Annotated in this window: 9 protein-coding genes; all 9 read right to left on the bottom strand. The window is 70.7% G+C overall.

Going from position 1 to position 25,218, the window contains the following annotated elements; translation table 11 throughout:
• Window positions 1-80 precede the first annotated feature (80 nt).
• The 9 genes from OHN74_RS14495 to eccD all read right to left on the bottom strand — a co-directional run bounded on the left by OHN74_RS14495 (window position 81) and on the right by eccD (window position 25,202).
• On the bottom strand, window positions 81-16,574 hold the full coding sequence (locus tag OHN74_RS14495; RefSeq protein WP_327694988.1) for a hypothetical protein: 16,494 nt from the start codon (window positions 16,572-16,574) through the stop codon (window positions 81-83).
• A complete protein-coding gene (locus tag OHN74_RS14490; RefSeq protein WP_327694987.1) occupies window positions 16,575-16,928 on the bottom strand; it encodes a hypothetical protein in 354 nt (117 codons plus the stop codon).
• A 2-nt stretch (window positions 16,929-16,930) separates the two neighbouring features.
• Entirely contained in the window at window positions 16,931-17,398 is a 468-nt protein-coding gene (locus OHN74_RS14485; RefSeq protein WP_327694986.1) for a YbaB/EbfC family nucleoid-associated protein, read from the bottom strand.
• A gap of 64 nt (window positions 17,399-17,462) precedes the next feature.
• Entirely contained in the window at window positions 17,463-20,744 is a 3,282-nt protein-coding gene (locus tag OHN74_RS14480; protein WP_327694985.1) for an AAWKG family protein, read from the bottom strand.
• 80 nt (window positions 20,745-20,824) lie between these two features.
• A complete protein-coding gene (locus OHN74_RS14475; protein WP_327694984.1) occupies window positions 20,825-21,322 on the bottom strand; it encodes a type VII secretion system-associated protein in 498 nt (165 codons plus the stop codon).
• A 126-nt stretch (window positions 21,323-21,448) separates the two neighbouring features.
• The gene (locus OHN74_RS14470; RefSeq protein WP_327694983.1) at window positions 21,449-21,772 is read right to left on the bottom strand and encodes a WXG100 family type VII secretion target; all 324 of its coding nucleotides are present in this window, start codon (window positions 21,770-21,772) and stop codon (window positions 21,449-21,451) included.
• 59 nt (window positions 21,773-21,831) lie between these two features.
• Entirely contained in the window at window positions 21,832-22,173 is a 342-nt protein-coding gene (locus OHN74_RS14465; protein ID WP_327694982.1) for a WXG100 family type VII secretion target, read from the bottom strand.
• Between the two features lie 111 nt (window positions 22,174-22,284).
• Window positions 22,285-23,739, bottom strand: a complete 1,455-nt coding sequence (gene eccB / locus OHN74_RS14460; protein WP_327694981.1) for a type VII secretion protein EccB — start codon at window positions 23,737-23,739, stop codon at window positions 22,285-22,287.
• 62 nt (window positions 23,740-23,801) lie between these two features.
• Window positions 23,802-25,202: a type VII secretion integral membrane protein EccD gene (gene eccD / locus OHN74_RS14455; RefSeq protein WP_327694980.1), complete on the bottom strand. Its 1,401-nt coding sequence runs from the start codon at window positions 25,200-25,202 to the stop codon at window positions 23,802-23,804.
• Window positions 25,203-25,218 lie beyond the last annotated feature (16 nt).

The raw sequence follows: 25,218 nt of genomic DNA, 5'->3' as shown, positions 1-25,218 counted from the left end.
GCGCAGACATCCGACCGCAGGTCCCTCCCGGTGACCTGAACGCGTGTGACACAAACGTTCGGGGGGAGGGTCAACATTACCTAGAGCGTCACCTCTGCGTCCGAATCCACCACGTCCACCTTCGCGCCGAGCAGATGAACGGAGATCGCCAGGAGCGCCGACATCCGTGTCTCCGCGTCCGTGTAGGTGGGGTCGCCGAGCAGCACTCGGAGACGCTGAACCGGCGTCAGATCACTGAGGGGCAGGTCACCGCCGAGCAGGATTCCCTGGGTGCGCTGGGAGTTGTCGAGCAGCACACCGAGTTCCTCGAGCCGCGTAACGGAAAGGCGCTGGCCTTCGGCCGGCCGCGGCACCATCACGGCGGGCACCTCGCCGTCATCGACACCACGGATCAGCCGTTCTCGGAGGTCGCCCACCGTGTCGATCCCCGAGTCCGCGAGCGCGGCGGGCGCCGCGTGGCGCAGCGCGGACAACAGGGGGTCGGCGTCGTCGGCATGCGCTCCCGTGCCGTCGGCCGACGCGTCGCTGCCGTCGTAGTGGTTGACGCCGTTGTAGAAGATCTCCACGTTCCCGGCAGTGGCTCCGTCCTGCGGCCCGAGACTGCTGACCACGCGGCGCTGCCCTGGCGCGAGGGTTCGTGCCACGTCGATCCGGACCCCGAAGGCATGGGCGGTGAGCGCCGGGAAGACCTCTCCGTACGCCGACTCCCAGCTCTGTGCCCAGTTCTGCACCGCGTTCAGAAGACCGGCCAGTTCATCGGTGGTGAGCTGGGCGGGGCTGGTCGCGTATGCGAACTCCAGCCGCTCGCGCAGTTCGTCGTCCGAGAGGCTGTCCAGTCCGGCGGGATCGTCGATGCCGTGCCACCGGGCGAGCGCGACCAACTGTGCCGTGCTCGTCTTCCGCAGTCCGGCGCTGAACTCCTGCGTCGTGGACAGCCGGAGCTGACCGATGATCTCGTGCGGCAACTGCCCGCTGCCCGTCGCGCCGACCAGATAGTCCAGGACGGACTCCCGCATGGCCGCGATCACGGGATCCGCCTGGGGATGCGGACGCAGGGTGCCGTTGTGGGAGTACGCCTCCGCTCGTCGCCGGAGGTCGCTCCGCACACCGCCGGTGTCCGCCAGCCACTGGAAGGCCCCGGGGCGGTTGCCGGCCAGGCCGGGCAGGCGGCTGCGGACGTACCGCGGATCACTGGCGAGGAACGCGTACAGCAGGCATTCGCCGTTGGCCACGGTACGGATGGGCCGACCCCCGGCCGGGGGCAACAGGCTGCCGCCGGCCGGGGTCTGCCCGGAGGACGGTTTGCCGCTCCGTGCCTTCGGCGAGGGCCCGGCCGCCGACGAGGACGCACCGGGTGACTGCCCGTGCGAGGGCGGTGGGAGTGATGGGGGCGGTGGGGGAGTGGTCGGTGGCGCGGGCGGCTTCCCGGTCACCGTCGGAGGAGCGGGCGGCTTCACGGGCGGGACCGGAGGCGCAGGGATCGTCCCGGACCGCGTCGGCTCCGGCGCGCCGGGCCGGGGTGCCGGCAGCGGGCCGGGCCGCCGGGCCGGGGTGGAGGCCAGGGAGGAGAGGGGGACGCTCACCAGTCCCTCGCCCGAGGCCTGGCGTGCCGCGCCGAGAGTGTCGGCGAGGTGCGGCAACTGCCGCTCGGCGTCGGCCTGGACGGCGGCCAGGTCGGCCTGGTCCTTGAGGGCGAGGACGATGTCCCGGTTGAGTGAGCGCAGCCGGTCCCGCACGGCATCGTGGTCCCCGGTCGCCGTGGTGAGCTTCTCGGCGGCCGTGTCCAGGCGGGTCTTCGCCCCGGCCGCCTCCGAGGTCGCGTCCGCCACTGTCCGTTCGAGGCCCGGCAGCAGGTCGGCGGCCGTCCTGGCCCTGCCCCGGGCGGTGTTGAGTTCGCCCTGGACGCGTACCTGGTCTGCGCGCAGGCCGCTCAGCTCACCTTGGACGCGGGCGAGCCGCTCATCGGCCTTCCGGGCGCGCTCCCGTGCTTCGCGGGCCCGCGCCTCGGGGACGGTGCCTGTCTCCTGACGGTCGATGTGCTCCAGGAAGGCGCCTGCGGCCCGTGCCTCGCCGGAAGCGGCCGACTCCCGCTGCTGTACCTCCGAGATCCTGCCGGGCAGGGCGAGGAGCTCGGTGGACAGCTTCCGGCCCTCGCTCTCCCAGTGGTCCCGTTGAGCACGGGCGGAGGCGAGTGCGGCCCCGGCGTCGGTGAGCTCGGTCTCGGCGACGCCGAGTGCGGCCCGGGCGTCGGTGTGTGCGGTGGTGGCGGTGTCGAGGTCGCCCCGGGCGGTGGTGAGGGCGCCTCGGCTCTCGGCCTGAGGGCCGCGCAGATCGCTCTCCCGCCGACGCGCGTCGGCCTGGGCCCGGGCGGCGTCGGCGTGCGCGGTGATCCGGGCGGCGAGGTCCGTCCAGGCGTCGGTGGTGTCCGCGTCGGTGCTGGTCAGGCCGCCGGTGGCGGCGAACCGCCAATGCCGTAGCCCGTCGTCCGTACGCAGCACCAGCTCGACGGGCCGGTCCGCGAGGACGGCGGTCCGGGAGGCCGCGTAGAGGGCGCGGCCCAGGAGGGAGCCGTCGGGATCGGGACCTGGAGCGAGCCAGATCTGGGCGGCGGGATCCTGTGGGTCGAGCCGGTCGGCCAGGGCCCCGGGCAGGTCGGTCAGCGGATGCGTGGTCCAGTCCCGCAGATCGGCCGAGGGCTCGTCGGCGAGCATCGACCGCAGGTCGTAGATCTGCGGATCGGCGCGGGCGTCGGTGATGCCGTAGCCGAGCACGTCCCGTTCCGGCAGCCGCAGTTCGGCGCTGCCGGTCACGTACCGGGTGCCTTCGGGGCCGTCCACCGTGATCACGACATCGGTCATGGTCTCGTAGCTGCGGACACCGCGCCCGTCCGCGGGCACCGCGCTGCCGCCGGTCTTGAACCACTCCCGGCGGGTCGCCGCGCCCGCCGAGCCCTGTCCCTGGGTGATGGGCTGCTGGGCCAGCAGTGCCACCCCCACACCGACGATGTTGCGGCCGTCGCCACCCGCGTCGTAGGCGGCCTGTATGACGGCGGCGGCGGTGGTGCCGGTCGCCAGCGAGGTCGACGCGGCCGTGGTGGGCAGGCGCAGCCGGTCGAGCGTCACATCTCCGGCGTCGGTGATGCGCCTGGGGTTGTGCAGGGTGATCCGGAGGGCCGGCGGGGTGCCGGGATCGGACTCCAGGGGGTAGGTGCCGGGCAGGGTGTCGGTCAGGCCGGTGGCCGCGCGGGGCGCGTCGAGGCTGATCCGGCCGGCCTGGATGAGTTCGCCGATGCGTACGGCGCTCGCCTCGGCGGAGCCGGAGGCTTCCGACGACTGCCACGCGGACGCCGGCCGGGGTGCGACCGTGCGCAGGGCCTGGGCCAGTTGCGGGTAGCCGTTGAAGTGGAACACCGGGGTCGGCCCGGTGGGCACGAGCCGCTGCCCGTCGGTGACCCGCCGCCCGTCGGCACCGGGGGGCGCCAGGGACGGATGGACGTCCGAGACGGCGGCCGGGACCGGGGTCGTGGACTCCGGCGGGTCGGCGGCCTCGCTGCCGGTGAAGCGCAGGGTGACCTCCGCGGGCACGGACACCGTACGGGCGGGGCGGCCGTGCAGGGTCCGGCTCAGCCAGTCGGAGAGGCCGCCGGCCGCGTCGGAGTCGTACCAGGCCAGTACCCCGCCCTCGATGAGGCCGCCGGGGACGTCCAGCGGCCAGTCGGTGACGAGTTGGGAGCGGACCGAGGCCACGTACTCGTACTCGACGTCGAAGTCGGCGGCGTTGTCCGTCCGCATCCAGAAGCGGTCCTCCGCCGACGCGGAGACCTTGCTGGTGTCCGTACGGACGCCGGCGACGGCCAGTGCCGGTCCGGTGCGGTCGGTGCGGGTGTCGTCGGCGGGGCGCGGGTAGCGGGTGGTGGGGTTGAGGGTTCCGGAGTGCTGGCGGGTCTCGGACACGGCACTCGACGTGTTCGCCGGGGCGTGGATGTGCACCTGTTCCTGCCCGGTGCCCGCGCCCGCGGGCCTGCCGCGCACCGTGCGCAGCCCGGCGGTGTCCTGCACAGGCCTGGCCCGGAGGGTGACCTCGACGAGCCGGGCGCCGCCCTTGGCCACATGCCGGAAGTGGAAACGCTGTACGCCGTGGGGGCCCCGGCCGGGCAGCGCGCGCAGCGAGGTCGGCATGGTGATGTCGGCGATCCTGGCCCTGACACCGGGCAGGTACGAGGCACGGCCCGGCGTGGTGGAGCCGGGCGCCTCGCGTTCGACGAGGGCGGTGAGTTCGGAGCGCAGCCGGTCACGCCGCTCGGCCCGGCCGTCGGGCCCGCCGCCGAGCTGCTTGACGGACAGGACACCGGCCAGGCCCGGTTCCCCGGTGCGGGCGAACCGGTCCGGCAGGGGCAGCGTCGGTTCGGGACGTTCGGGCACGGTCAGGCCCTCGATGCCCTCCAACCAGGCTGCGTCGCGGGCCAGTTGGGGGTCGGTGAGCAGGAACTGGGCCGCGCTCGGCAGCTCGACGGCCACGGTGACCGGCTCCGCGCTGCCGAGACCGAGGGGGTTGCCGATCACGTTGCGCCGTCCGTGGCGGACGGTCATGAGGATGGTCGCGCCGCTGCGGACACGGTGCTGGGTGCCGCTCTCGGTCGGGGTCCGTGTCACGCCGGTACTCGACCCGAGGGTGTGCGTGTCGTCCGTGCGGTGGGTGAACCCGTATCGGCCTGAGGGGTTGAACCTGGCGGAGGGCTCGGGCTTGGCCGCGCCGGCGGGGACCTTCACCGGCCGCTGCTGGGCCATGGCGGCGACGGCGCCCCCGTGGCTCCGGCTCGCGGTGACCTGCTGGGTGGCGGTGTCCGTGGCGCCGACGTCCGTCTCCAGATACTGCTTGGCGCTCTGGAGGTGCTCCGGGTCGTGCAGGAAACCCTGGAGCTCCACCGAGAACTCGTGGTCGGCTCCCAGTCCGGGCAGCGTCAGGCCCTCGATGACGTAACCGCCCTTGAAGATCTGGTGGGCGCGTGCGACGAGGTTGGCGGGACCGAGCGCGGTCCGCAGCGCTTCGGTGAGCGGTGTGCTCTGGTCCATGACGTCCGGGCCGGCCAGCGCCTCGGAAGCCCAGTCCCTGGCGGGAGCGGTGGCCGAGGCCACCTTGCCGGGTACATAGGCGGCGACGGTGTCCCACGCCTGGTCGAGCAGGCCCCGTTCGGGGTGCCCGGGGTAGGTGTTGGTGACGGCCTGTCCGAACGCGTCGAGCAGTGCGGCCGAGCCGTGTACGACGTCCATGATCGCGTCGTCGGGCAGCCGGACGACACCGGGCAGCGGGTTGCCGTCCGGGCCGGTCATGGCCAGCCTCGCGTGGTCGTCGGCATCAGCGAGGCGGACACTGTGGCCGGGCGGCGTCTCGCGCGGCTGCCCCGGCTCGACCGTGCGGTGGTGCGGAACGAGGAGGGTGAGCTGTCCGGCGACGGTGCGTACGACGGGACGCTCGGGCTCGGCGGGGCGCTCGATGTCGGTGGGAGCCGACGCGGACACGTCGTCGTCGGGGTGACGCCCGGGGTCGGCGAAGCGCACCGCCGGTTCCGTGCCCGGCCCTTCGTACAGGTCGAGCGCGAGCTGAGCCGGAACCTCGAAGACCTCGGCGGCCTGTCCGCTGCCGATGAAGAACTGGTCCTGGTTGACCCCGGCGCCGACCGTGGAGGTGTGGGCGGTCCCGCGCGCGTAGGTGTAGTCCCCGCTGCCGCCGAGCGACCACGGCCGGTCGCCCCCGACCGGTCCCGCCACGCCTCCGCCGAAACCGGCCTGCCAGCCGTAGGAGTAGCCGCTCGACTCGGTGCCGCCGATGCTGAACGAGGAGATGCCCATGTTCTGCACATCGGGCAGCGTCCGGCGGTGCCGGGTGCCGGTGCCGGGGCCGGTGTCCCGGAAGGCGGACAGCCGCAGTTGGACGCGCCGCGTGCCACCGGTCCGCGTCGGCCGGTCGAACCACAGTGCCTGGCCGCCGTCCAGCATGGCGTCGACCGACGCCCGCAGCCCCACCTCGGACCGGGCCTGCTCGAACCGCCGCAGGTTCATCAGCTGGGCCTTGGCCGTCTCCTCGTCGAACAGTGTGCCGGGCGTGGGCCCGGTCGGCGGGAGGAAGCCCCGCTCGCGCAGCCACACCTCGGCCCGCTCGAAGAGCGGTTCGGTGCCCGTCACGGCCAGCGGGGCGGCGGACATGCCCAGGCTCCGCAGGTTCTCCAGTTCGTCGGGCAGTTCCCGCAGCCCCTCACCGGGGGCGTGCTCCTGGCCCACGGCGTCGGCCTTGCTGAGGATCCGCAGGTGCATGCCCGCGTCCCAGGGCCCGAAGTCATGGGACGTACTGCCGCCGCGTGCCCGGATCAGGGTCACCTGGTGGGTCACCCTGACCGGGCCGAGGAGATGGCTGCGGTTGCTGCGCATGGAATGGGTCATGCTGGCGGAACCGCCCGCGGCGAGCGCGGAGTTGGTCTGCAGCTTCACGCCCGCCTTGCCGACGAAACTGCCGGAGACCACCGATGTGGCCCTGGCGTGCCCACGGGCGTGGTCCCCGGTGAACCCCGGGCCGACGCTGCCGTCGAAGGCGACGCCGCTGGTCAGCTTCGCCGAGCTGTCCACCTTCACCGTCTGGGTGACATGCGCCTCCAGGTTGATCTTTCCGTCGAGCGAACGGTGGGCCGGCTCCACCGGCTCCACGACGGTGGTGAGCTTCAGCATCCCGATCGCGTTGCCGTCGCCGTCCAGCAGGACCGGCGAGAACAGACCCCGGCCGCGCTGCAACGGCAACGTGCCCCGCAGGACCTGTTCGGACAGAAACGTCCGCAGCTCCGCGTCCGAGGACTCGGACAGTGCGGCCAGCTCGGTGCCGAAGCTCTGCCGCACCTCCGACAGCAGCCGACCCGGCTCCCGGACCGTGTCCACGCCCCACACCGGCAGGTCGTCGAGCCCTGCGGGCTCCGGCAGTTCACCCTCGTGATCGACCGCGAGATGTTCCGGGAACCAGATGGTGACCGGTCCGTGCGACCGGGGCGGGCTCCAGCCGCCCGGCGGTGTGCGGGGTGATGCGGGCGGTGATGCGGGCGGTGGTGCCAGGGGAGGTGAGTCCAGCCGCACCTCCCACTGCCCGCTGAACTCGAAGGGCTGCGACAGCTCGTTGCTGCGCTGCGCGGTCATCGTCTGCACCACGTTGGTGACGGTGGTCGACGAGGAGAACTGGTTGTGCGTCAGGGTCAGGGACAGCGCGGCGTCGATCGCCCGCACCGGGCCCGCCGCCGCGAGCGGGAAGGAACCGGACCAGGGCACGGGTATCGCGCGGATCGTCCCCGACGCGGCTGTGCCCGACGACTCCTGCGTGCCCTGCGCACGCCGCTCCACGCGGCCTTCGGGGTCCGTGACGCTGTTCGAGCCGTACCGCTCCGAGCGCACCGGATCGCGCAGCGCGAGGCGCACATCGACCGTGCGCTCCCGGCCCTCGTGGACCACGGTGATGCTCAGGCCACCGCTGCTGCGCAGATACGGCAGCTCCCGCGCCAGCTCCTCCGCGCTCAGCCGGTCCCGCAGCTGGACCAGTACGGGGTGGTCGTCGGCCACGGGCCCGGGAACGCCCAGCGTGGTCAGGACCTGGTCGTGCAGTCCGCCGACCACGCCGGCGGGCAGCGGCTCGACATGGACCAGGCCGACGTTGCCGTCGTGCTGCGCACCGTAGTTCTGGACGAAGACGGAGGGCGGCGTGGTCCAGATGCCCGACGTCTGGTCGGTCCGCTCGGGGGCGGAGAGAGGCGCGGGGTGCAGAGTGACCGCTGCGGCTTCGGCCTCGCGTTGCCGTAGAGGCGCCACCTGTTGCTGGATCAGGGCGTCGATGCCCGGCCTGCGTGCCCGCAGGGCATCATCTGCCGCGTCCGCCGCCGCCTGTGCCACTTCGGCGGGGGGTACCTGACGGCGGGCCGTGACCAGGGAGGCGAATTCCCTCGCGTTGCCGTGGCCGATGCCGATGTTGTGGTGGGTCCGGTCGGTGACGACGGCGTCGACGTCCTGGGCGGACCTGAAATTCGCTCCCGGACCGGTGCGCAACCGCTCCTGGTGGATGAGCGCCGAATCGCGGATCTGGTAGGCGCCGGCCTGCTGGTTGGGCGTACCGAACTGCCCGGCGAACGCCCAGTAGGAGTTCCAGGGGAGGGTGAACTCCAGGACCACTTCGCTGTCCGAGCCCGATGCGGCGTTCGCGTTGCTGAACACATGGGTGTGGGAGAGGGAGGTGGTGAAGAACTTCCGGTACTCGTCGCTGCGGTTGTAGGCCATCGCGGCGGTGATTCCGGCTGCGGGGGTTCTCGCGTCGAGGATCTGTGCGGCTTCCTCGGCCGACATCTTGCGGTAGAGCTTGGCCGGTTCGCCGCCCGTGCGCGCGATGACCGTCGGTCGTGTCGCCTGTTCGTCGCGGATGCGGACGAGTTCGTCGTGGAAGGCGCGCATACGGTTCGCGAGCGACTCGTGCATCGCGAGTCTGTCCGTCAGCACACTCTGGCTGTCGGCGAACACGTAGTAGCCGCTGTTGAAGTCGGCGGCGGCGTCGTCGGACTCGAAGAAGTCCGTGTACGCGCGGAAATACGCCTCCATCGCATCGGCGGTGATCCGCCTGGCCGGGCCCGACGGAGCCGCGTGCACCCCGGTGATCGAATCCGGATCGGCCGAAGGGGCGGAGGACGCGGTTGCCGTCCGGGACCTCACCTCCGAATCCGCTGCGGGCTCAGGGACCCCCTCGATTCCGTCCATGAAGGCGCGGAAGTACTCGTAGACGGCGTTGTCCGCTTTTGTCGCGGCCACCGGGTTGGCCGGTGTGCTGTGCACGGCCTGGGGGTCGGCCCCGTACAGCCGCCGCATGAGCGGCAGCAGTCGCGGCTCATGGGCCTGTACCCATTCGGCACCGTTGTTGCGCGGGCGGCCCGTCGCCCTGTCCGTGCCGTGGTTGGTCCCCAGGTAGGCGTTGCTGAGCTGGGCGAAGAACTCGTACTCGTTCCTGGACGAGTAGTTGACGGCCTCCCGGCCCCGCAGGTCCTGGCTGACACCATCCGGCCACATCACCTGCGGACCCGGCTCCCGCCCCTCCTTCACCGCCTTCCTCCAGGCGGCCTCCCGAGCCTTCTTCGCGTCGTACACCTGCTTGATCAGGTCGCGGTCGGCCCTCGTCAGAGCGGCCAGGTGCAGCAGGTGGGCGATCTCGTGGGTGGCGGTGGAGTAGCCCTCTGCCTGGTGCGGGGAGGTGCCCACCGCGGTGGTCTCGCCCAGGAGGTTCTCCTCCGGCACCGCCGCGGTCAGGCCGGCCGTGGCCCCCCGCAGGTTGTCGAGGTCGCGTCCGGACTGCTCGTCCACCTGTTCGTGCAGCTGGTTGAACGAACTCATCCGCGTCAACGGCACGTCCTGCGGCAGTACCGCCACCACCGCGCCCGACTCCAGCAGGCGCGCAGTCGTCTCCTTGTCCCGCAGCAGCCGCGCCGTCTGCGCGTACGTCTCATGGCGTGCCGACACCGGCCGCAGCACCTCACCCGGCACCACGACCAGCAGCCGTGCCGCCACCTGAGCGAACTGGGCCGTGGACAAGGAATCCCGTACGCCGTTCACGAACGGCTCGTGCGTGGCCAGCCACCGCCGGTGCGCCGGGTCCAGCAGCTCCAGGGTCCGGGGCAACTCCCCTGTGGGCAGGGCGAGCAGAGCCGCGACCAACGCGTCCGGCTCCGGCGGCCGGACAGCCTCGACCACCGACACCGCATCCAGGTTCAGGCCCAGCAGATCCGACCAGTCGGCAGGCGGCACCCAGGCCACCTCGTCCAGCGTCGCCAGGTAGTCGCCGAACGGCTCGCCGTGCACCGAGGCCCGCTGACGTGCCAAGTCCAGTTTCTGCTGGACCAGTTCGTGTGCGAGCCGCACGCGTTCCAGCCGCGCGGCCTCCCGGGCGTCCTGCGCCGCCCGGGTCACCTCGTCGGCCGGCAGCACCCGCATACCGGTGATCAGCGCGGCGAACTGCTTCCTGTTGCCATGGCCGATACCGACGTTGTGGTGCGTCAGGTCGGTGACGACGGCGTCGACGTCCTCCTTGGACCTGAAGTTCGCCGCCGCACCGGTGCGCAGCTGTTCCTGGTGGACGAGTGCCGAATCCCGGACACGGTAGGCGCCGTCCTGCTGGTTCGGGGTGCCGTGACTCCCGACGAAGTTCCAGTAACCGTTCCAGGGGAGGGTGAACTCCACGACCACTTCGGTGTCCGAGGCCGCGTTCGCGTTGCTGAACACGTCGGTGTGGGACAGGGAGGTGGTGAAGAACTTCCGGTATTCGTCGCTGCGGTTGTACGCCATGGCATCCGCGACACCCGCCTTCGCGTCCTTCGCGTTCAGGAAGGCCTCGGCCTCGGCCTCCGCCATCTTCCGGTACAGCCGCATGGGCTCACGACCGGTGTGCGGAATCACCGTCGCGCGTGCCGCCTGCTCCGCCTCGACGGCCAGCAACTGGTCATGGAACTTCGCCATCTGCGGCAACAGCTTCTGATGACGGGCCAGGTCCTGGTCCAGGATCTCCTGTTCGTCGAGGAACGCGTAATACACGCTGTCGAAGTCCCGGGCGCCCTGGTCCGAGAAGAGGTGATCCGCGTATCCGCGGTAGAACGCGGCTGTCACCTCGGGGGTCATTTTCGTCGCGGGCGCAGAGGTCTCCTCTGCGGCGGGCGGCGACGCCAGCACGGCCGGGGTGGTCGAGGTGGCCGGGGTGGCCGGTGTGCCCTCGGCGGCGAAGTCGAGGTACGACCTGATGGCCCGGAGGTCCAGCGGGGTGAAGCCGCGCCAGTCGCGACCGTTCCCGATGTTGAACTCGGCCAGCGCGGCGGTCTTGTGCTGTGCGCGGATCTTCGCCTCGGCGTCGTTGCGGTCCAGGTGGCTCCACCAGGGAACCGCTGTCTCCTTACCCGTCTCCGCGGCCTTGGCGACCACCCACTGCCCGGCGAGAGTCGGCACCTGGTTCAGGGTGATCCGCTGGTAGCCGATGGCCGGTGCGTGCCAGGTCTGCATGCGCTTGGCCTGCCGGTTGCCGCTCTCCTCCAGATAGCGGACCTGGTGCCCGACGAGCGCGAAGGCCTCCAGGTTGCCGCTGCGGAAGCCCAGGTGCTTGAGGTCGCCGTCGGCGACGCCCACGAGGTGGTCGAAGAACTGGAGCTGGTCCTCGCGGGTCGCGTCGGGGAAGGCCTGACGCCAGTCGTCGTCGTTCCAGAACTCCGTGAGGTCGTGCACGTTGTCGTGGCTGTCGGCGAGCCGCCGCAGAGCACCGTTGCGCGAGGCGTCCCCCGCGATGATCACCTTCGTGGTGGGCGGCAGCCCGGCGATGATCTGCCGCATCCCCTCCGTGCCGGTGTCGTGCTGCGGATGGGCCTCGCCCTCCTGACGGCTGCTCAGCCGCGACCACAGGACGACGTAAGGGCCCTGCTCGGGCACACCACGGGCCGCGAGGAAGCCCCGCATCTTGTCGGTACGGGTGTCGGTGCGCGGGGAGTCCAGGCCCCAGGCCGCACGCATGCGGGCCCGTCCCTGACTCCGGCCGCCCCACAGGTTCGCCACCTCGCTGGTGGCGTACGCCGTCGTCTTCTGGAGCCGGATGCTGCGCAGCCCCGGAGGCACCGGGGGGCTCATCTCGGTGTAGGGGATCGCCTGGTAGCCGTTGGCGGTGTTCGTGTACAGGCTGTGCGGTTCGTCGGTGCGGAGGACGTGGACGCGCTCCTCCTGAGCACGCAGGTCGGCGTCCCGCTGAGCGGCGAGTGCGGACAACTCCGACGCGTGTGCCGCCGGCGACAGAGTGGTGTCCGCGTCGATTTCCGCCACCGCCCGGGCGTACTGGGCGTGCACCGGGGCCGCGAGGGTCCTGCGGATGAAGGGGCCCAGCTGGTCGGAGTGGCGCGGACCCGTCAGCACGCCCAGATGGAGCTTCGGGTTGAGCGCGAGGGCGGTGGCGACGCCGAACATGTCACCGGTGAAGTTGCCGGCGGTGAGGATCAGCGCGCGGTACGGAGCCGGCCCGGCCCGGAAGACATCGGCGAGGTCCGCGAGGACACCGCGCAGCCGGTCGGTGTCCTGCGGCGTGGCGCCGAAGGACCTCCACTGTGCCGACAGAGCGGCGCGGGCGGCCTTGCTCCCGGTCAGCCCGCCCAGCACCTGGCTGAACTGCGCGGTCAGTTCGCTCTTCCCGCCGACCGGGGGCCGGGCGGCGTACTGCGCGCCGCGCCGCTTCACCAGCTCCTCGGCGAGCGTTGCGTCCAGGCCCGGTTGCGTTCCCAGCATCCAGAGCAGGTCGAACAGGGCGGAAGCCCGCTGCCGCTGGTCCGTGCCGACGGCCAGTGCGAACGCGGTGTCGACCGCGGAGTCCAGCACCGACGGGACCGTATGGCCCCGGACCTCCGTCGGGTCGTCGTGGAGGCCGCCGTCGGGGCCGATGGTGACCTCGACGCCGTCGATCGTGCCGCTGAGCGTGCCGGGGTCGCCGGCGTCCGCCCGCAGCACGTTCGGCGAGGAGCCGGACGGGCTCGGGAAGTGCTCGGCCAGGGCCTGGTTGACGACGTCCGCGTACTGCTGGACATCCTCGGTGGCGAGCCGGAACCCCAGCCTCTCGACGGGGCGCGGACTGTTGAAGCGCACCGTGGCCAGGGCGCCCCCGATGAGCACGGCGGGGCCCGTGACGTCACTCATCTGCCCGCCGCCCTCGATGAGAGCGTTGAGGGCCGCGCCGATCCGCCGGCCCACCTCCAGCTTCCGCTGGTTGGCCGCCGGAGTGATGCCGGGCTCGAACACGGGTCCGCTCGTCGTGGCCGGTCCGGGCTGGGCGGCCGATGCCGACGCCATGGCCACGGACTGGGCCGACTCGATGCGTATCTCCCGGCTCAGGGTGCCTCGCCGGCCATCGGTGTTGTAGGACAGCAGCACCTTGTGCTTGGCCCCGGCCCTGAGTCTGGCGCCGGGCTTGGGCACGGTGATCTCGTCCGCCCGGTCGGCGGCACCGATCCGTTCCAGGACGAGGGGTATCAGATCGCTCGCGGTCACACTGCCGCCGTCGACTGTGAGGGTGAGGATCCCGTCGGCGTCGCCGTCCTGGGCCTCGACAGCCGAGGTCCAGAGCTCTTCGATCTCGTCGGCGGTCTCGGACGTCGCGCTGAGGCCGATGGAGGCCTGCGAGGGCGGATGAGCCGGCCGCAGATGAGCGGGCGCCAGCAGGTCGGCGGGGTTCTTCGAGACCGTGGTCACCGGCGGCGCGGTGAGCGGATGGTCGACGACCGCCGGGCCGGAGTCGGTGACGTCCTCGATGCTTCGAAGGTAGTGCGCCGGCAGGCCGGGCTCCGGCAGCGTGTCCGGGTCGGCCATGACCCCGGAGCTGTCGACGGCGGCGTTCCTGGTACGCCGGAAGAGGAAGGCAGGGTCGAGGGACCGGTCCGCGAGACCCGCGTAGTGCAGCAACTCGTGCAGCGCCCGCGTGGCGTTGACCTGTCGGCGCCGGTCGTTCTCCTCGGGCCCCAGGGCCGGGTCCTCGGCGTACAGCTGGAACTCGAACTGGTCGAAGTCGGTGGGCCGGTCCACCCTGCTGAGCCTGATGGCCTCGGGGTGGTCGGGGGCGTGGACGAAGTTCAGGTCGAGGTTGAGCTGGTCACCGGACTTCGGGAGCGGGTCCGGCCCGTCGTTCACGAGCGTGTCGAGCAGCTCACGCAACGAGCCCTGGTAATCGTCCAGTTGGTCGGCCGAGAAGCCCTCGCCGAAGCTGACCGGCAGGTTCAGCGTCAGATTGCGCACCCAGCGGCCGTCATCGGCCTGGACACGCTCGATCGACACACGGATGACGGTGTCGCGCCCGCCCAGGGTCCCCTTTCCACGGCCCGGCCCCTGAGCCAGGGGGTCGGCGGACGGGTCGAAGCGCTCGGTTCGCAGGGGAGCCGAGGGCGCCCCCGCCTGCCGGCCGCGCCACTGCTCCGGGCGTACGGGCGACGTGGCCGAGGCCACCGCCGTCCCCGCCCCCGTGGGACCGTCGGTGCCGGTGGTGTCGCCGCTGTCGGTGGCCGTCGTCGACGACGTGGCGACGACGACGGGCGGAGCGGGCAGGTCGGGGTCGGCCAGGGGCCGGTCGGCATGGGCGGGATTCCCGACGACACTTGGGCCACCGTCAGGCGTGTCTACGTCGTCGAGGTCGTCGGCTGATCCGTAGCCGCTGTCCCGGTCGCCGTCGAGGCCCAGGTCCGGGTCCGGGTCGGGCGTGGGCGAGGCTGTGCCGTTCGTGGGGATGCGGACGGGGGCGGTCGGTGCGGGTGGGGTCGTGCCGTCCGTGGCGGGCGGCTGCGGCGCCGAACCGGGCTGGTCGTCCTGGTCCTGTGCGTGGGGAGTGACGGTGGGATCGGTGGCCTCGCCGGTGAGCGGGGCACCCGGTGTCTGGGCGCCGCGCGGGGCGGTCGGCCGCCCCGTGGTGCCGGGCTGCGCGGCCGACGGCACATCGCGTCCGGCGGTCGTGCCGGTACCGACCGGCGGCTCGACGAGTTCCGCGTCGAGCCGCGCGGGGCTGTCGGAGGAGGTACGGAGGCCGGGAGGAACCGTCCCCGGGCCGCCCGGCGGCGGCGCGGGGGTGTGCGCGCCGGGTGAGGTGCCGTCCAGCCGCCGCGGGCTGTCGGAACCTGAGGCACCGTCACGGCCCTCGGCGCTTGCCGGGCCCTCGGTGACGTCCGGGCTTTCCGCGCCGTCCGCCATGCCGGTGCTGCCGGAGCCGTCCGGCTGGTCCGGTGATGCCTCCGACTGGTCCGGACGGTTCGCCTGACCGGACTGGCCCGGCTGGCCGGACTGCCCGGTCAGCTGCGACGGTCCCGGTGAGCCCTGCGCACCCGGACTGTTCGGCGCGCTCTGGGGGCCCGCCGACGTGCTGACCGGGGCGGGAGAGGCGACGGTCTCCGAGTCGGATGTCAGCTCCCCGTCGGTCCGGCCGCCGTCACGGACGGTCTCCTGGTCCGCCGAACCGCCCGTACCGCCCGCTCCGGGGGCCCTCGGTGCCGTGGTCTGGGGGACGTCGTCCTGCGAACCCGGCGTGGTGGACACCCCGTCGGGGTTGAGTACGGCGTCCATGTCGAGGTCGGGCGTCGTCGTGTCGGTGAGCTCGTAGTCCGTTACGGCGGACGAGGAGTCGGAGGTGCGCGGCGGCGCGAAGGAGGGCGTTGTCGATCCGGTCGGCGTGGTGGGGGACGGCGAGTTGAGCGCCGGATTCGTCACGGGCGGCGGTGCCGAGAGGGACGGGTTCGACGTGGACAGGTCCGATGCGACATCCGCGATCGTGTTCAGCGGCCCGCTCTGCGTCGGCACAGGCACAGGAATCGGAGTCGGAGTCGGTGTGATGGAGGAAAGAGTGTTCGACGTCGTCGTCGACGGTGCCGGAGTCAGCGGCCCCGGCGTGAAGAGGGACGTGTTGCCGCCCCCTGCTGTCGTACTCGAAGGACCGGCGGACGTCGACGACTTGGAAGGGCCGAAGTCGCCTCCGCTGCCCAACGGGCCCTTGGTACCGGGCAGATCATTGACGTGGTCGTTGAAGACGTTGTTGTCGGCGAACCACTTGTTGTACGTGTACAGCCCCGCGCCCCCGGCCGCGAGCCCCGCGCCGAGTTCGAACACCGCACTGGAGCCGCCGCCGACGAACGTCTCCCACTTGAAGTCCCAGTTGCCCTCGAACGCGCCGTTGATGATGTATTCGGCGAGCCCCTCGCTCGCACCCCCGACCACGAAGGCGCCGGCGATTTCCCCCGGGCCGTTCTTCAGACCGTTGAACACCAACGTGTCCGGGTTGAATTTGAACTTCGTGAGGACGTCGTCCATGAGGTTCTTGAAGATGTTCTTGAACGGCTTGAAGAACGTCTCGAACACACCCATGAACGCGCCGGTGAGCGCCCCGAACGCCGCCGCCTTTCCGACGTCGCCCCAGTCGACGCCGTCGGGCTTGCGGCCACCGTCGTTCAGAGCGATCTGGGCCAGCCGGACCGCGAGGGTCTGGATGGCCTCCTCCACCGCCTCCGACAGGCTCGGCATCAGGTGGGTCATCCGCAGCAGCCGGTCGACGATCATCAGGATCGCGAACCTGCTCCTGGCCCTGGCCAGGAACATCTGCGACACGGACGCACCGCCCGTGAACGCCATCAGGGCAGCCAGGATCGCCAGTTCGGCGATCAGCATGATGATCTCGGCGATGATCTCCCATTTGGAACCCTGGACCTTCTGGGAGAGGTCTGTCTGGTTGTCGGCGAGATCATCGAGCTGGTCGATGAGACGCTGCACGGGGTCGTTTCCGTAGCCCTCGCCGATCAGCATGGTGAGGCCCTGGATGTACTGCTCGGCGACCTCGGGCGGCAGGGAGTCCCGCGCCTTGACGATGGTCTCGCGCGCGGACTCCCTCAGCCTGATGAGGGCTTTCTGGAAGGCCAGGTAGAGGTTGCGACTCGACCACAGCAGATTCTCCCTGGCCTGGAGAGGCTGCTCTCCGAGTAGGACGAAGAGCATCTTCCGGACGTCCGGAGGAAAGTTGATCTCCTCCACTTAGCGCTTCTCGCCCCCTTCGAGGCCGTCCAGTTTCGAGGACTGCTGCTGGATCAGGTCGTTGGCGCCCTGCTGAGTGCCCACGATGTTGCGGCGGTTGCCCAGGACCGCCGACTCCAGTCCCAGGAAGGCGTCCCCGAGCGCTCTGATCGCCGCCAGGCACGACTCGTTGTTCGCCTCGTACCGGGGTTGGGTCTGGCTGTAGAACTCGTCCGAATAACCGTTCAGGCCACGGTAGTTCGCCAGATCCGAGATGAAGTCGTCACCGATCTTCCGCGCGTGTGCCGGCAGCCCGCCGATCTCGTCGCCGCTCTGCTGCAGCCCCGCCGGGTTCGCCTCGTACCTGCCCGACATGGCTACCGTCCCCTCGGTGAGGTGTCGTCCGGGTCCTCATGGATCTCGTCGCGCAGCCGGTCCCGGGACGGCCGCCCGTAACCGCTGCCGCCTTCCGGGTCGAGCGCGGAGCCGAACATCCGCTCCCAGTCGATGTCGATGCCCGAGATGCCCGCGCCGGCGCCCTGCCGCTCGGTCAGCGGCGCGAAGGTGTCCATCACCTTGCGCGCCATCCGGGCCCGTCCCTCCTGCACGGCCTCCATGACGGAAGCCGCGAGCTGTGGGCCGGGCATGCTGCGGTACTTGCCGTCCAGGAACCTCAGACCGGTCAGCTCGCCCTGCGGGCCGACCGTGATCTCCACCACGCGGTCCCGGGAGCGCACGGTGGCCGTGGCCCGGCTGAGTTCGCTCTCGGCCCGGGCGACCGCCTCCTGGATGGCGGTCAGTTCGGCCATCGCCTCGGACAGCTTCCGCTCCATCGACTCGCTCAACTGACACCTCCCTGCTCGACAGTGGTCATCCCGTACGGGGCCCAGAAGGCCGTGGTCCTCCGGTTCACCGGCCGATCACGGCGGGCGCGCCCCCTTCGTCCGTTCCCCATACGTCCTCGTCCTCCGGCTCCCATGCGTCGCGGGCTCGGTCACCGCTCTGCGTCCGGGTCTGGCCGGGCCCGCCGGCGCCACCGCCCGCCCCCGGGAGGAACGGGGTGCTGCCGGAGGTGGTGGGGCCGCCCGCCGCCACCCGTACCTCGTCCTCGGCGTAACCCCCGCGGCCGGTCCGCGCGCCCGCCCTCGGGCGGCGGTTGCTGACCACATCGCCGTCGAACACGTTACGGACGCGCTCGCCGTTGTCTCCGCCGCCCCCGCCTCCGGCACCACCCATGCCACCGCCCATACCGCCACCCATGCCACCGCCCATCGGCGTTCCGCTCGCGGGCGTCCCGCTGCTCGCGGCGTTGCCCGACACGTCCGAGCCACTGGTGCTGAGCCCCGGGAAGGCGCCGGCGTTCAGCAGCTGGCGGGTGGGGCTCTGCTGGGCCCCCGAAGAGGATCCGTAGTCCAGCGGCGACTGGTAGGGGGAGCCGTCGTAGAGCTCCTCCTCGTACGAGCCGTAGCCGCCGTACGAAGGGGAGTTGACGGAGGGCAGGCTGAGGTTGCCGTTGAGGCTGCCGGACGACGTCGTGCCGTCGGGGTGGGTGACCGTGGTGGTGCCGGTGTCCGGGTCGATCGTCTGGACCGTGCCGTCCGGGAACTCCGTGACGACATGGCCGCCCTGGTCCAGGTGTGTGGTGCTGCCGTCCGGATTGGTCAGCAGATCACCGGAGTTGAGGGGACCGGAGATGGTGGAGCCGTCGGGCCGGGTCACGGTCGAGGTGTGGGTGAGCGGGTCGATCGTGGTGGAGCTGCCGTCCGGGTAGTCGGTGACCACGCGGCCGTCCGCGTCGACATGGGTCTCACCGCCGCCGGGAAGGTCCAGCACACCGTCGTTGAGGGAGCCGCCACCGAGGTCCAGCACACCGTCGTTGACCGGGCCGCCGATGTCGGTGGGCGACAACTGGGAGAGGTCACCGTTGTTGAGGACGGACCGCCGTTCGGCCTCGTACTTCGCCTCCGCCTCGGCCTGCTTCTGCTCCTGCTCGGCGCGGAGCCGGTCGGCCTTGGCCTCGGCTTCCTGCTGCCTCTGTTCCTGCTCGGCTTCCTGTTCGGCCTGCTTCTGCTCGGCCTTCGCCTCGGCCTCGGCCTGCTTGGCCTCCTGCTCGGCCTCTTTCTGCTCGGCCTTGGCCTCCTGCTCGGTGCGGAGCCTGTCCTGCTTCGCTTCCTGCTCGGCCTGTTTGGCCTCGGCTTCCTTCTCCTTCTGCTCCTGCTTCGCCTCTTGCTCGGCTTCCTTCGCCTCCTGCTTGGCCTCCTGTTCAGCCTGCTTGGCCTCGGCCTCCTTCTCCTTCTCCTCCTGCTTCGCCTCGGCCTCGGCCTCCTTCTGCGCCTGCTCCTTGCGCTGCCGCTCCTGCTCGGCCTTGGCCTGGTTCATCTGAGTGATCTGGAGCTGCTCCTGGCGAGCCTGCGCCTGAGCCTGCTTCTGCTCGGCCTCCTTCTCCTTGGCTTCCTGCTTGGCCTCCTGCTCGGCCTGTTTGGCCTCGGCTTCCTTCTCCTTCTGCTCCTGCTTAGCCTCCTGTTCGGCTTCCTTGGCTTCCTGCTTGGCCTCTTGCGCGGCCTGCTTGGCGTCGGCCTCCTTCTCCTTCTGTGCCTGCTCCGCCTTGGCCTCGGCCTCCTTCTGGTCCTGCTTCGCCTCCGCGGCGGCCTGCTTGGCGTCGGCCTCCTTCTCCCTGCGCTCCTGCTCGGCCTTGGCCTCCGCCTCCTTCTGTGCCTGCTTGGCCTCGGCCTCGGCCTGCTTGCGTTCGGCCTCCGCCTTCTCCTGCTTGCGCAGCTCCTCAGCCTTGAGTGCCTGGTCCTTCTGCCACTGCATGAACTCTTCCTGCTTCTTGGCCGCCGCCGCGGCGGCCTTGGCGGCATCCTCCGCCGCCTTGTTCGCCTTCTCCTCGGCGACCTCGGTCTTGTCCTCGGTGTATCCCTCCTTGAGGGTTTCGCCGGGACGCGACTTGACCGAGCCGAGGTCGAAACTCGAATTGCTCCAGGCGTTCCGCAGGGAGTCCAGCGCCGAGACAGCCGCTTTTTCCAGCCTGTCCTCGACGGACTTCTGCCAGAGCAGGATCGCCTGGTTCCCGATGTGCTCCCAGGTGGTGAGATCCTTCAGAGGACCGAAATCCTTGCCCGTCCACTCCGCCGGCAGATTGTACCCGCCTTTGAGCACGGCCTGGTTGCTGAAACCCTCTTCCGCCTCATAGGTCGTGTAAACGGATTCACCGTAGACTTCGACGTCATAGGTGATCTTCGTGATGTTGTTGTCCCACGTATAATCAACGATCGACGACAAAATCTTGTGCAGATGCACCAAGGGGTTGCCGTCCTCCCATTCCCAACTCGCCCATTCCCGCTGCAGACCGGCGGCGGCCCTTTCGAGGGCCGTCCTGGCGTCCCGGATCTCATTTCCCTGTTTCGAGTAATAGGACCCGTTGGGGCTCATGTCGTCCGCGTAGTCGGTGTACTGCTTGTTGAGCTTGTCGATGAGGTCCCAGAAGACACCCGCCGCCTGGCCGCGCCAGGCCTCGTTCTCCTCGGTGCCGAGTCTGCTCTGCCACTCCTCGACCTTCTTCTGCTGGTCCAGGAAGAACTTCGCCGCCCGGTCGAACGCCCCCGCCACCACGTCGAAGTTCCCGAGGGTGACGGAATCGGCGCCGGCGACGAACCCGCCGCCCCAGGAGAAGCCGTGTGTGCCCGAGGGGTTCCACAGCAGTGCCTCCAGGGCGCGCCCGGAGCCGTAGCTGTACCGGTTCAGCGGGCCGGTGTCCCAGGTGGGCTTTCCGTCCATCCCCAGATGGTTGTTGATGTGGCTGGTGAACTTCCCGCCCTCGGTCACACCGCCGCTCAGCTCACCGTTGCTCTCGGTGAGGTCCCCGAGCAGCGTGATACGCGCCTTGTGGTACGACACCGTCGACCCCACCCCGCCGCTCGCGGAGTAGAACGGGATGACGAAGTCGGTGTTGTTGATCTTGTATCCGGCGTTGTCGGACAGCCATTCGTAATCCTGGTCGTCCACATAGTCCACGGAGTCCATGGTCGAGATCTCCACCTTCATCAGTGGAATGCCCTCGTTGCCGACCAGTGTGCTGAAGAGTTCGTTCCTGGGTGGTACGGGGTAGCCGGTGAAATAATGCACCGCCTCGGACCACACGTCGTCCTTGGCGTTGAGATCCAGGGTGATTTTGCTGGGGTCGAGCGCCATGCCAGAGGGCCTTTTCCATCAGAAGGGCTCAGGTGCCGGTGAGCGAGGGTGAAGGCCACGCACCCGGCGTGGCACCACGGTCAGTCGTCGTTGTTCCCGCTGCCCGAACCGGGGCCCTCGGACAGGATGTCGTCCACGTCCTCGAAGAAGTTCACGAACTTCTTGCCGTCGATCTTTTCCATGTTCTGATCCTGGGCACTGAACATTTTTTTGATGGTTTCCTCGAGATCGTCCTCGATCTCGGCGAAGAGCTCCCCCTGGAACGCGAGGATTCCGGTCACCTGCTCGATCAGCTCGGCCAGTTTCGTCGAGACGTTCCCGCCGTTGGTCCGGCCGCCGCTCTCCTTCGCCATCGTTCCGATCGCGATCGGTTTCACCTGCCCGTCCAGGAAACCGGCAGCCGTGTTTCCGCCGTCCGCCACGAGGTCCGCCAGCGCCGGCACGATCACGTCACTGTCGATCGGTGACTTGTCCGGCAGGCCCATCCTGCGGAGCTCCTCCCTGAACGGGCCCACGTCCTTGGTGAGGAAGCTCTGCAGCCACGCCTTGTCCAGATTGACCGTGGGAGTGTTCGCCATTCCGTACTCCTCCTGCTTCTGCGTCCGTCAGGTTCCGCCCCGCGTCGAGGGGTTACGAGGGGCGGCCGTCCGCGGGATGCGCACACGGACGGCCGCCGGGGGTGGGCGTGCCGCCCTCATACACGGTCAGGCGCCGCCGATGCGCACGCTCTCCCAGAGCTGGGTGAGGGACTTCTCGCTGTACTGGTAGCTGTCGGACACCTCGTTGAGCAGGGCCGAGTTCTCGCCGAGAATCCGCTCCATCTCGGAGACGGCGTTGTTCCACGCCGTCTGCTTCTCGCCGTACACGTTCTTGTCATCACCTTCCCAGGTCTCCTTGAGCTGCTGGAGCTCCGAGTCCAGGTTGGTGAGGATGCTGTCGATCGCCTTGGTCTGCTGGACCATGTCGTCGGCGGCGTTGTCCATGTGGGAGTAGTCGACGTAGATGAGTCCGTCGGTGAAGTCGGGCATGGCTGTCCTTGTCGCTGGGCGGTCGGTTCAGGGGCGGGGCAACGCGGTCGGGGCCTGTCCTAGCCCCGCAGCGCCTCGAAGATCGCTTCGGACCGGCTGTACGCCTCCTGGATGGCCTGGTTGCTCGAACCCTGCTGCTGGCCCTGCGCCTTGAGCGTCTCGTTCAGCGTGTCGATCATGTTCTGCAGGTTGTTCGAGATGATCTCCGCCTGCTGGTCCCACCGCTCCAGAAGCTTCTGGAACGCGCCACCGTCACTGCCCGAATAGCCGGAGGAGAGGTTGTGCTTCATGTTCTCGACGTCCTGGCGGCATCGCTGAACACCCGAGAAGGCCTGCTCCAGCGCGGTCACACCGTTCCTTGTGGCATCCGCCTGTGACTGCTGCTTACCTGTAGGTGCCATGGATCTGGGCCTCCTGGGATTCTAGTGGTCCAAGTGAGCGTAGGCACGGGTGAGTTGATCCAACAATGATCGACGTCACCTTTGCCCTTCCGGCTGGGTGGTTGGGGCAATTCACGGTCGACCGCTCTCGCAGCGCGGCGCCGTCGTACCGCTCACGCCCACCGCCGCGGCCTCCGTGCTGAGATCGGGGCCGGTCGGCAGCATCGCCAGCAGCGGCGAGGGAAGTCCGTACGCCTGACCCTCCGTGTAACCGAGCGCGGCCAGCGCCTTCGCCGTACCCACCCGGTACTTCATCCCGGTGTCCGTCACCAGGTAGAGCGTGCCGCCGACCTGACTCCCGCCCGCCCCGAGGGCCCGCACCAGCGCCCCGCCACCGGGCCGTACGGTGATCCGGGCGACCGGCAGACACGCCGGCGTCAGCCCCTCGGGCGGGGCCTGCGCGGCCGGGCCCAGTGCCGCCGCCGTTTCGAGGGCCACGCTGATCCGAGGGCCCTCCGCGCCGGCCGCGATCCGTACGCAGGCGGTCGTGTCCTCGTCGACGCCGAGCACCTCCGGCGGTGCCTCAGGAAGATCCGGGTTCTGCGCCATCTCGCCCGCGCCCGGCGCCAGTCGGCCGTTCAGCGCGTCCGCGCCCAGCACCGCGACCTGCGCGGCCCGGCCCTCGTACACCTTCTCCCGGGTCTCCGGGTCGCCGAGCACCAGCGCGGCCCCCGTGGCGGTGAGCGGAGTCAGTCCTTCGCGCTCCAGCAGGTAGTAGCGCTCGGCGGCACCCGGCACGGTGACCCGGAACACCTCACCGATCCGGGTGCTCCGCCCGCCCAGGGACGGTCCGGCCGAGCCCTCGTCGCGCACCGGCCGCGGGGCCAGATCGGGGCCGGACGGAAGGGAGTTGAGGAACGCAGCCGACACCGCCGTACGCGGAGTGGAGCCGTAGCCGAGGGCCTCGCGCGCGTTCGACTCGTCGGCCAGGAGCAGTTTGCTGCCCCGCCACACCAGGTAGTCGGCCTTGTCCGGCCCGGTCACCAGCAGCGCCCGCGTGGTGGGCAGGCCCGGTGCGACGGTCTGCCCGCCCACCGCGAGGGTGGTGCCGGTCGAACCGGAGACGGTGCCCGAGCACACCTGCCACGGCCCGGTGTCCAGGTCCCCGCCACCGGGCAGCGCGTCGGGGGCGCCCTCGATGCCGACCGGCGCTCCGTGCGGGGTGTCGCGCAGCGATGCCGCGCCGACCATGGACACCTTCATGTCGGCGCCCATCAGCAGCCGCGCCGAGGAGTAGTTGCGCACCGGCCGCAGCCGGCCGTCCAGATAGAGATAGCGGGAGCCGGTGTCCTTGTTGACCACGAGGGTCCCGCTCGCCTGCCAGGAGTCCTTGGTACCCGGCTTGAGCAGACCGAGGACGAACGCCCCGGCCGAGATCAGCACGGCGATCACCACACCGATGACCACCCCCCGGTTGGTCCGGCCCTGCGGGCTCTCCGGGGCGTCCGGGTCCGCCCGCAGCATGCTCGAAGTCAGCCGCCCCATGACGAACATGTGCGCCTGGACCTGATCGCGTTTGGACTGCATGACAGCCTTGGTTCCCTTTCGGTTCGGCCGTTGGACGGTCCGTCAGACGTTGGACGGGCGGGTCAGCCGTTGATGGACCGCAGCGCGCCGTACACGCCGAGCACCCACAGGCTGAGCGGCAGCAGGCTGATCGCCAGGGCCGAGTGGAGCACCTCGCCGATCCGCCCCCAGTACGGCACGAGCCGCCGCCCGGGCACGGTCCAGGAGGCGATGGCGAGACCCGCCGTGGCCGCCAGCAGACCCGCCGCGCTCACCAGCCGTGTCCCCGGCGAGGACTGCGGAACGGCGACGACGACCAGCGCCAGCAGACCCGCCACGCCCGGAGCCACCAGCGACAGCCGCTGCCAGACGTTCCCCAGGCCCCGCGCGTGCAGCAGGAGCAGCAGGGACAGCACCACCGCCATGACCGTCTCGGGCAGGTCGTCCTCCCGGGCCAGCACCGCGAGACAGGCCAGTGCGGCCACGCCCACCGCGCCGTACAACGATGTCATCCAGCCGTCGGCGAGCACGGCGCGGGCGGCCACCGTGGCGGTGGGATGCGGTTCGATGCCCTCCTGCAACTGCTGGGCGTTGGTGGGCAGCGGCGGCATCCGCATGCCCGACATACGGAACGACAGCGACGGCACGAACGCCCCGAGGACCACGGCCGCGACCGCGAGCACCCCGGCGACATGCACGGGCGGCAGATCCGCCGCGAGCATCAGCACCGCCGCCAGCGCCCCGAACACACAGACCACGGTGAGGCCGAGGAACAGCGCCGCGAACGAGGCCACGACCGCCAGCGCGAGCACCGCGCCGCCCGCCCCGGCCGCGGTCGCCGCGAGCAGCCGCGAGCCCAGCACCTCGTAGAGCTCCGGGCCCTTCAACGCCCCGCCGGGCAGCAGCCAGCCGGCCAGCGCCAGATACGGCGCCACCATGAAGCCGAGCGCGGCTCCGGCGCCCGCGTCCCCGACCGCCCGGCTCGCCGCGCCGGCCCCCGCGAGCAGCAGCAGCCCGGCCGCCATGGCGAACACCGCGCGGGGCGCCGCGGAGCCGCCCGGCAGCGCGATCAGCAGCATGCCGGCCGCGAGCACCGCGATCGCGACCCCGAGCAGCAGCCACCGGCTGACCTTGGGGCTCCAGCCGTAGGGGCGCTCCCGCATGGTGGTGGCGATGCCGTCCACCAGGTCGTCCAGGTGCACCTCGGGCAGCGCCTCGGCTCGGGGCCGCAGGAAGAGCGTCTCGCCGTCCCTGAGGCCGTACGAGTCCAGGGTGCGTTCCTCGTCCAGCGGCTCGCCGCCGAGCCGCTGGAGCACCCAGCCGCCGTGGTCGATCCCGGCTTCCTCGAGATCGTCACCGCCGTAGCCGAGAACCGCGGGCAGCAGATCCGCGACGGGCACGTCGGCGGGCACGGCCAGATCCATGGTCTTGGCCGGGGCCCGTACCGTCAGTCGGCACAGCTCCGCCATCTGTGTGTCAGTCATCGGGCTTGCTCACGCT

The organism is Streptomyces sp. NBC_00459, from assembly GCF_036013955.1.
Classification (GTDB): domain Bacteria; phylum Actinomycetota; class Actinomycetes; order Streptomycetales; family Streptomycetaceae; genus Streptomyces.
The sequence above is the reverse complement of the archived record's forward strand: the minus strand, read 5'-3'. Positions and strand labels throughout refer to the sequence as shown.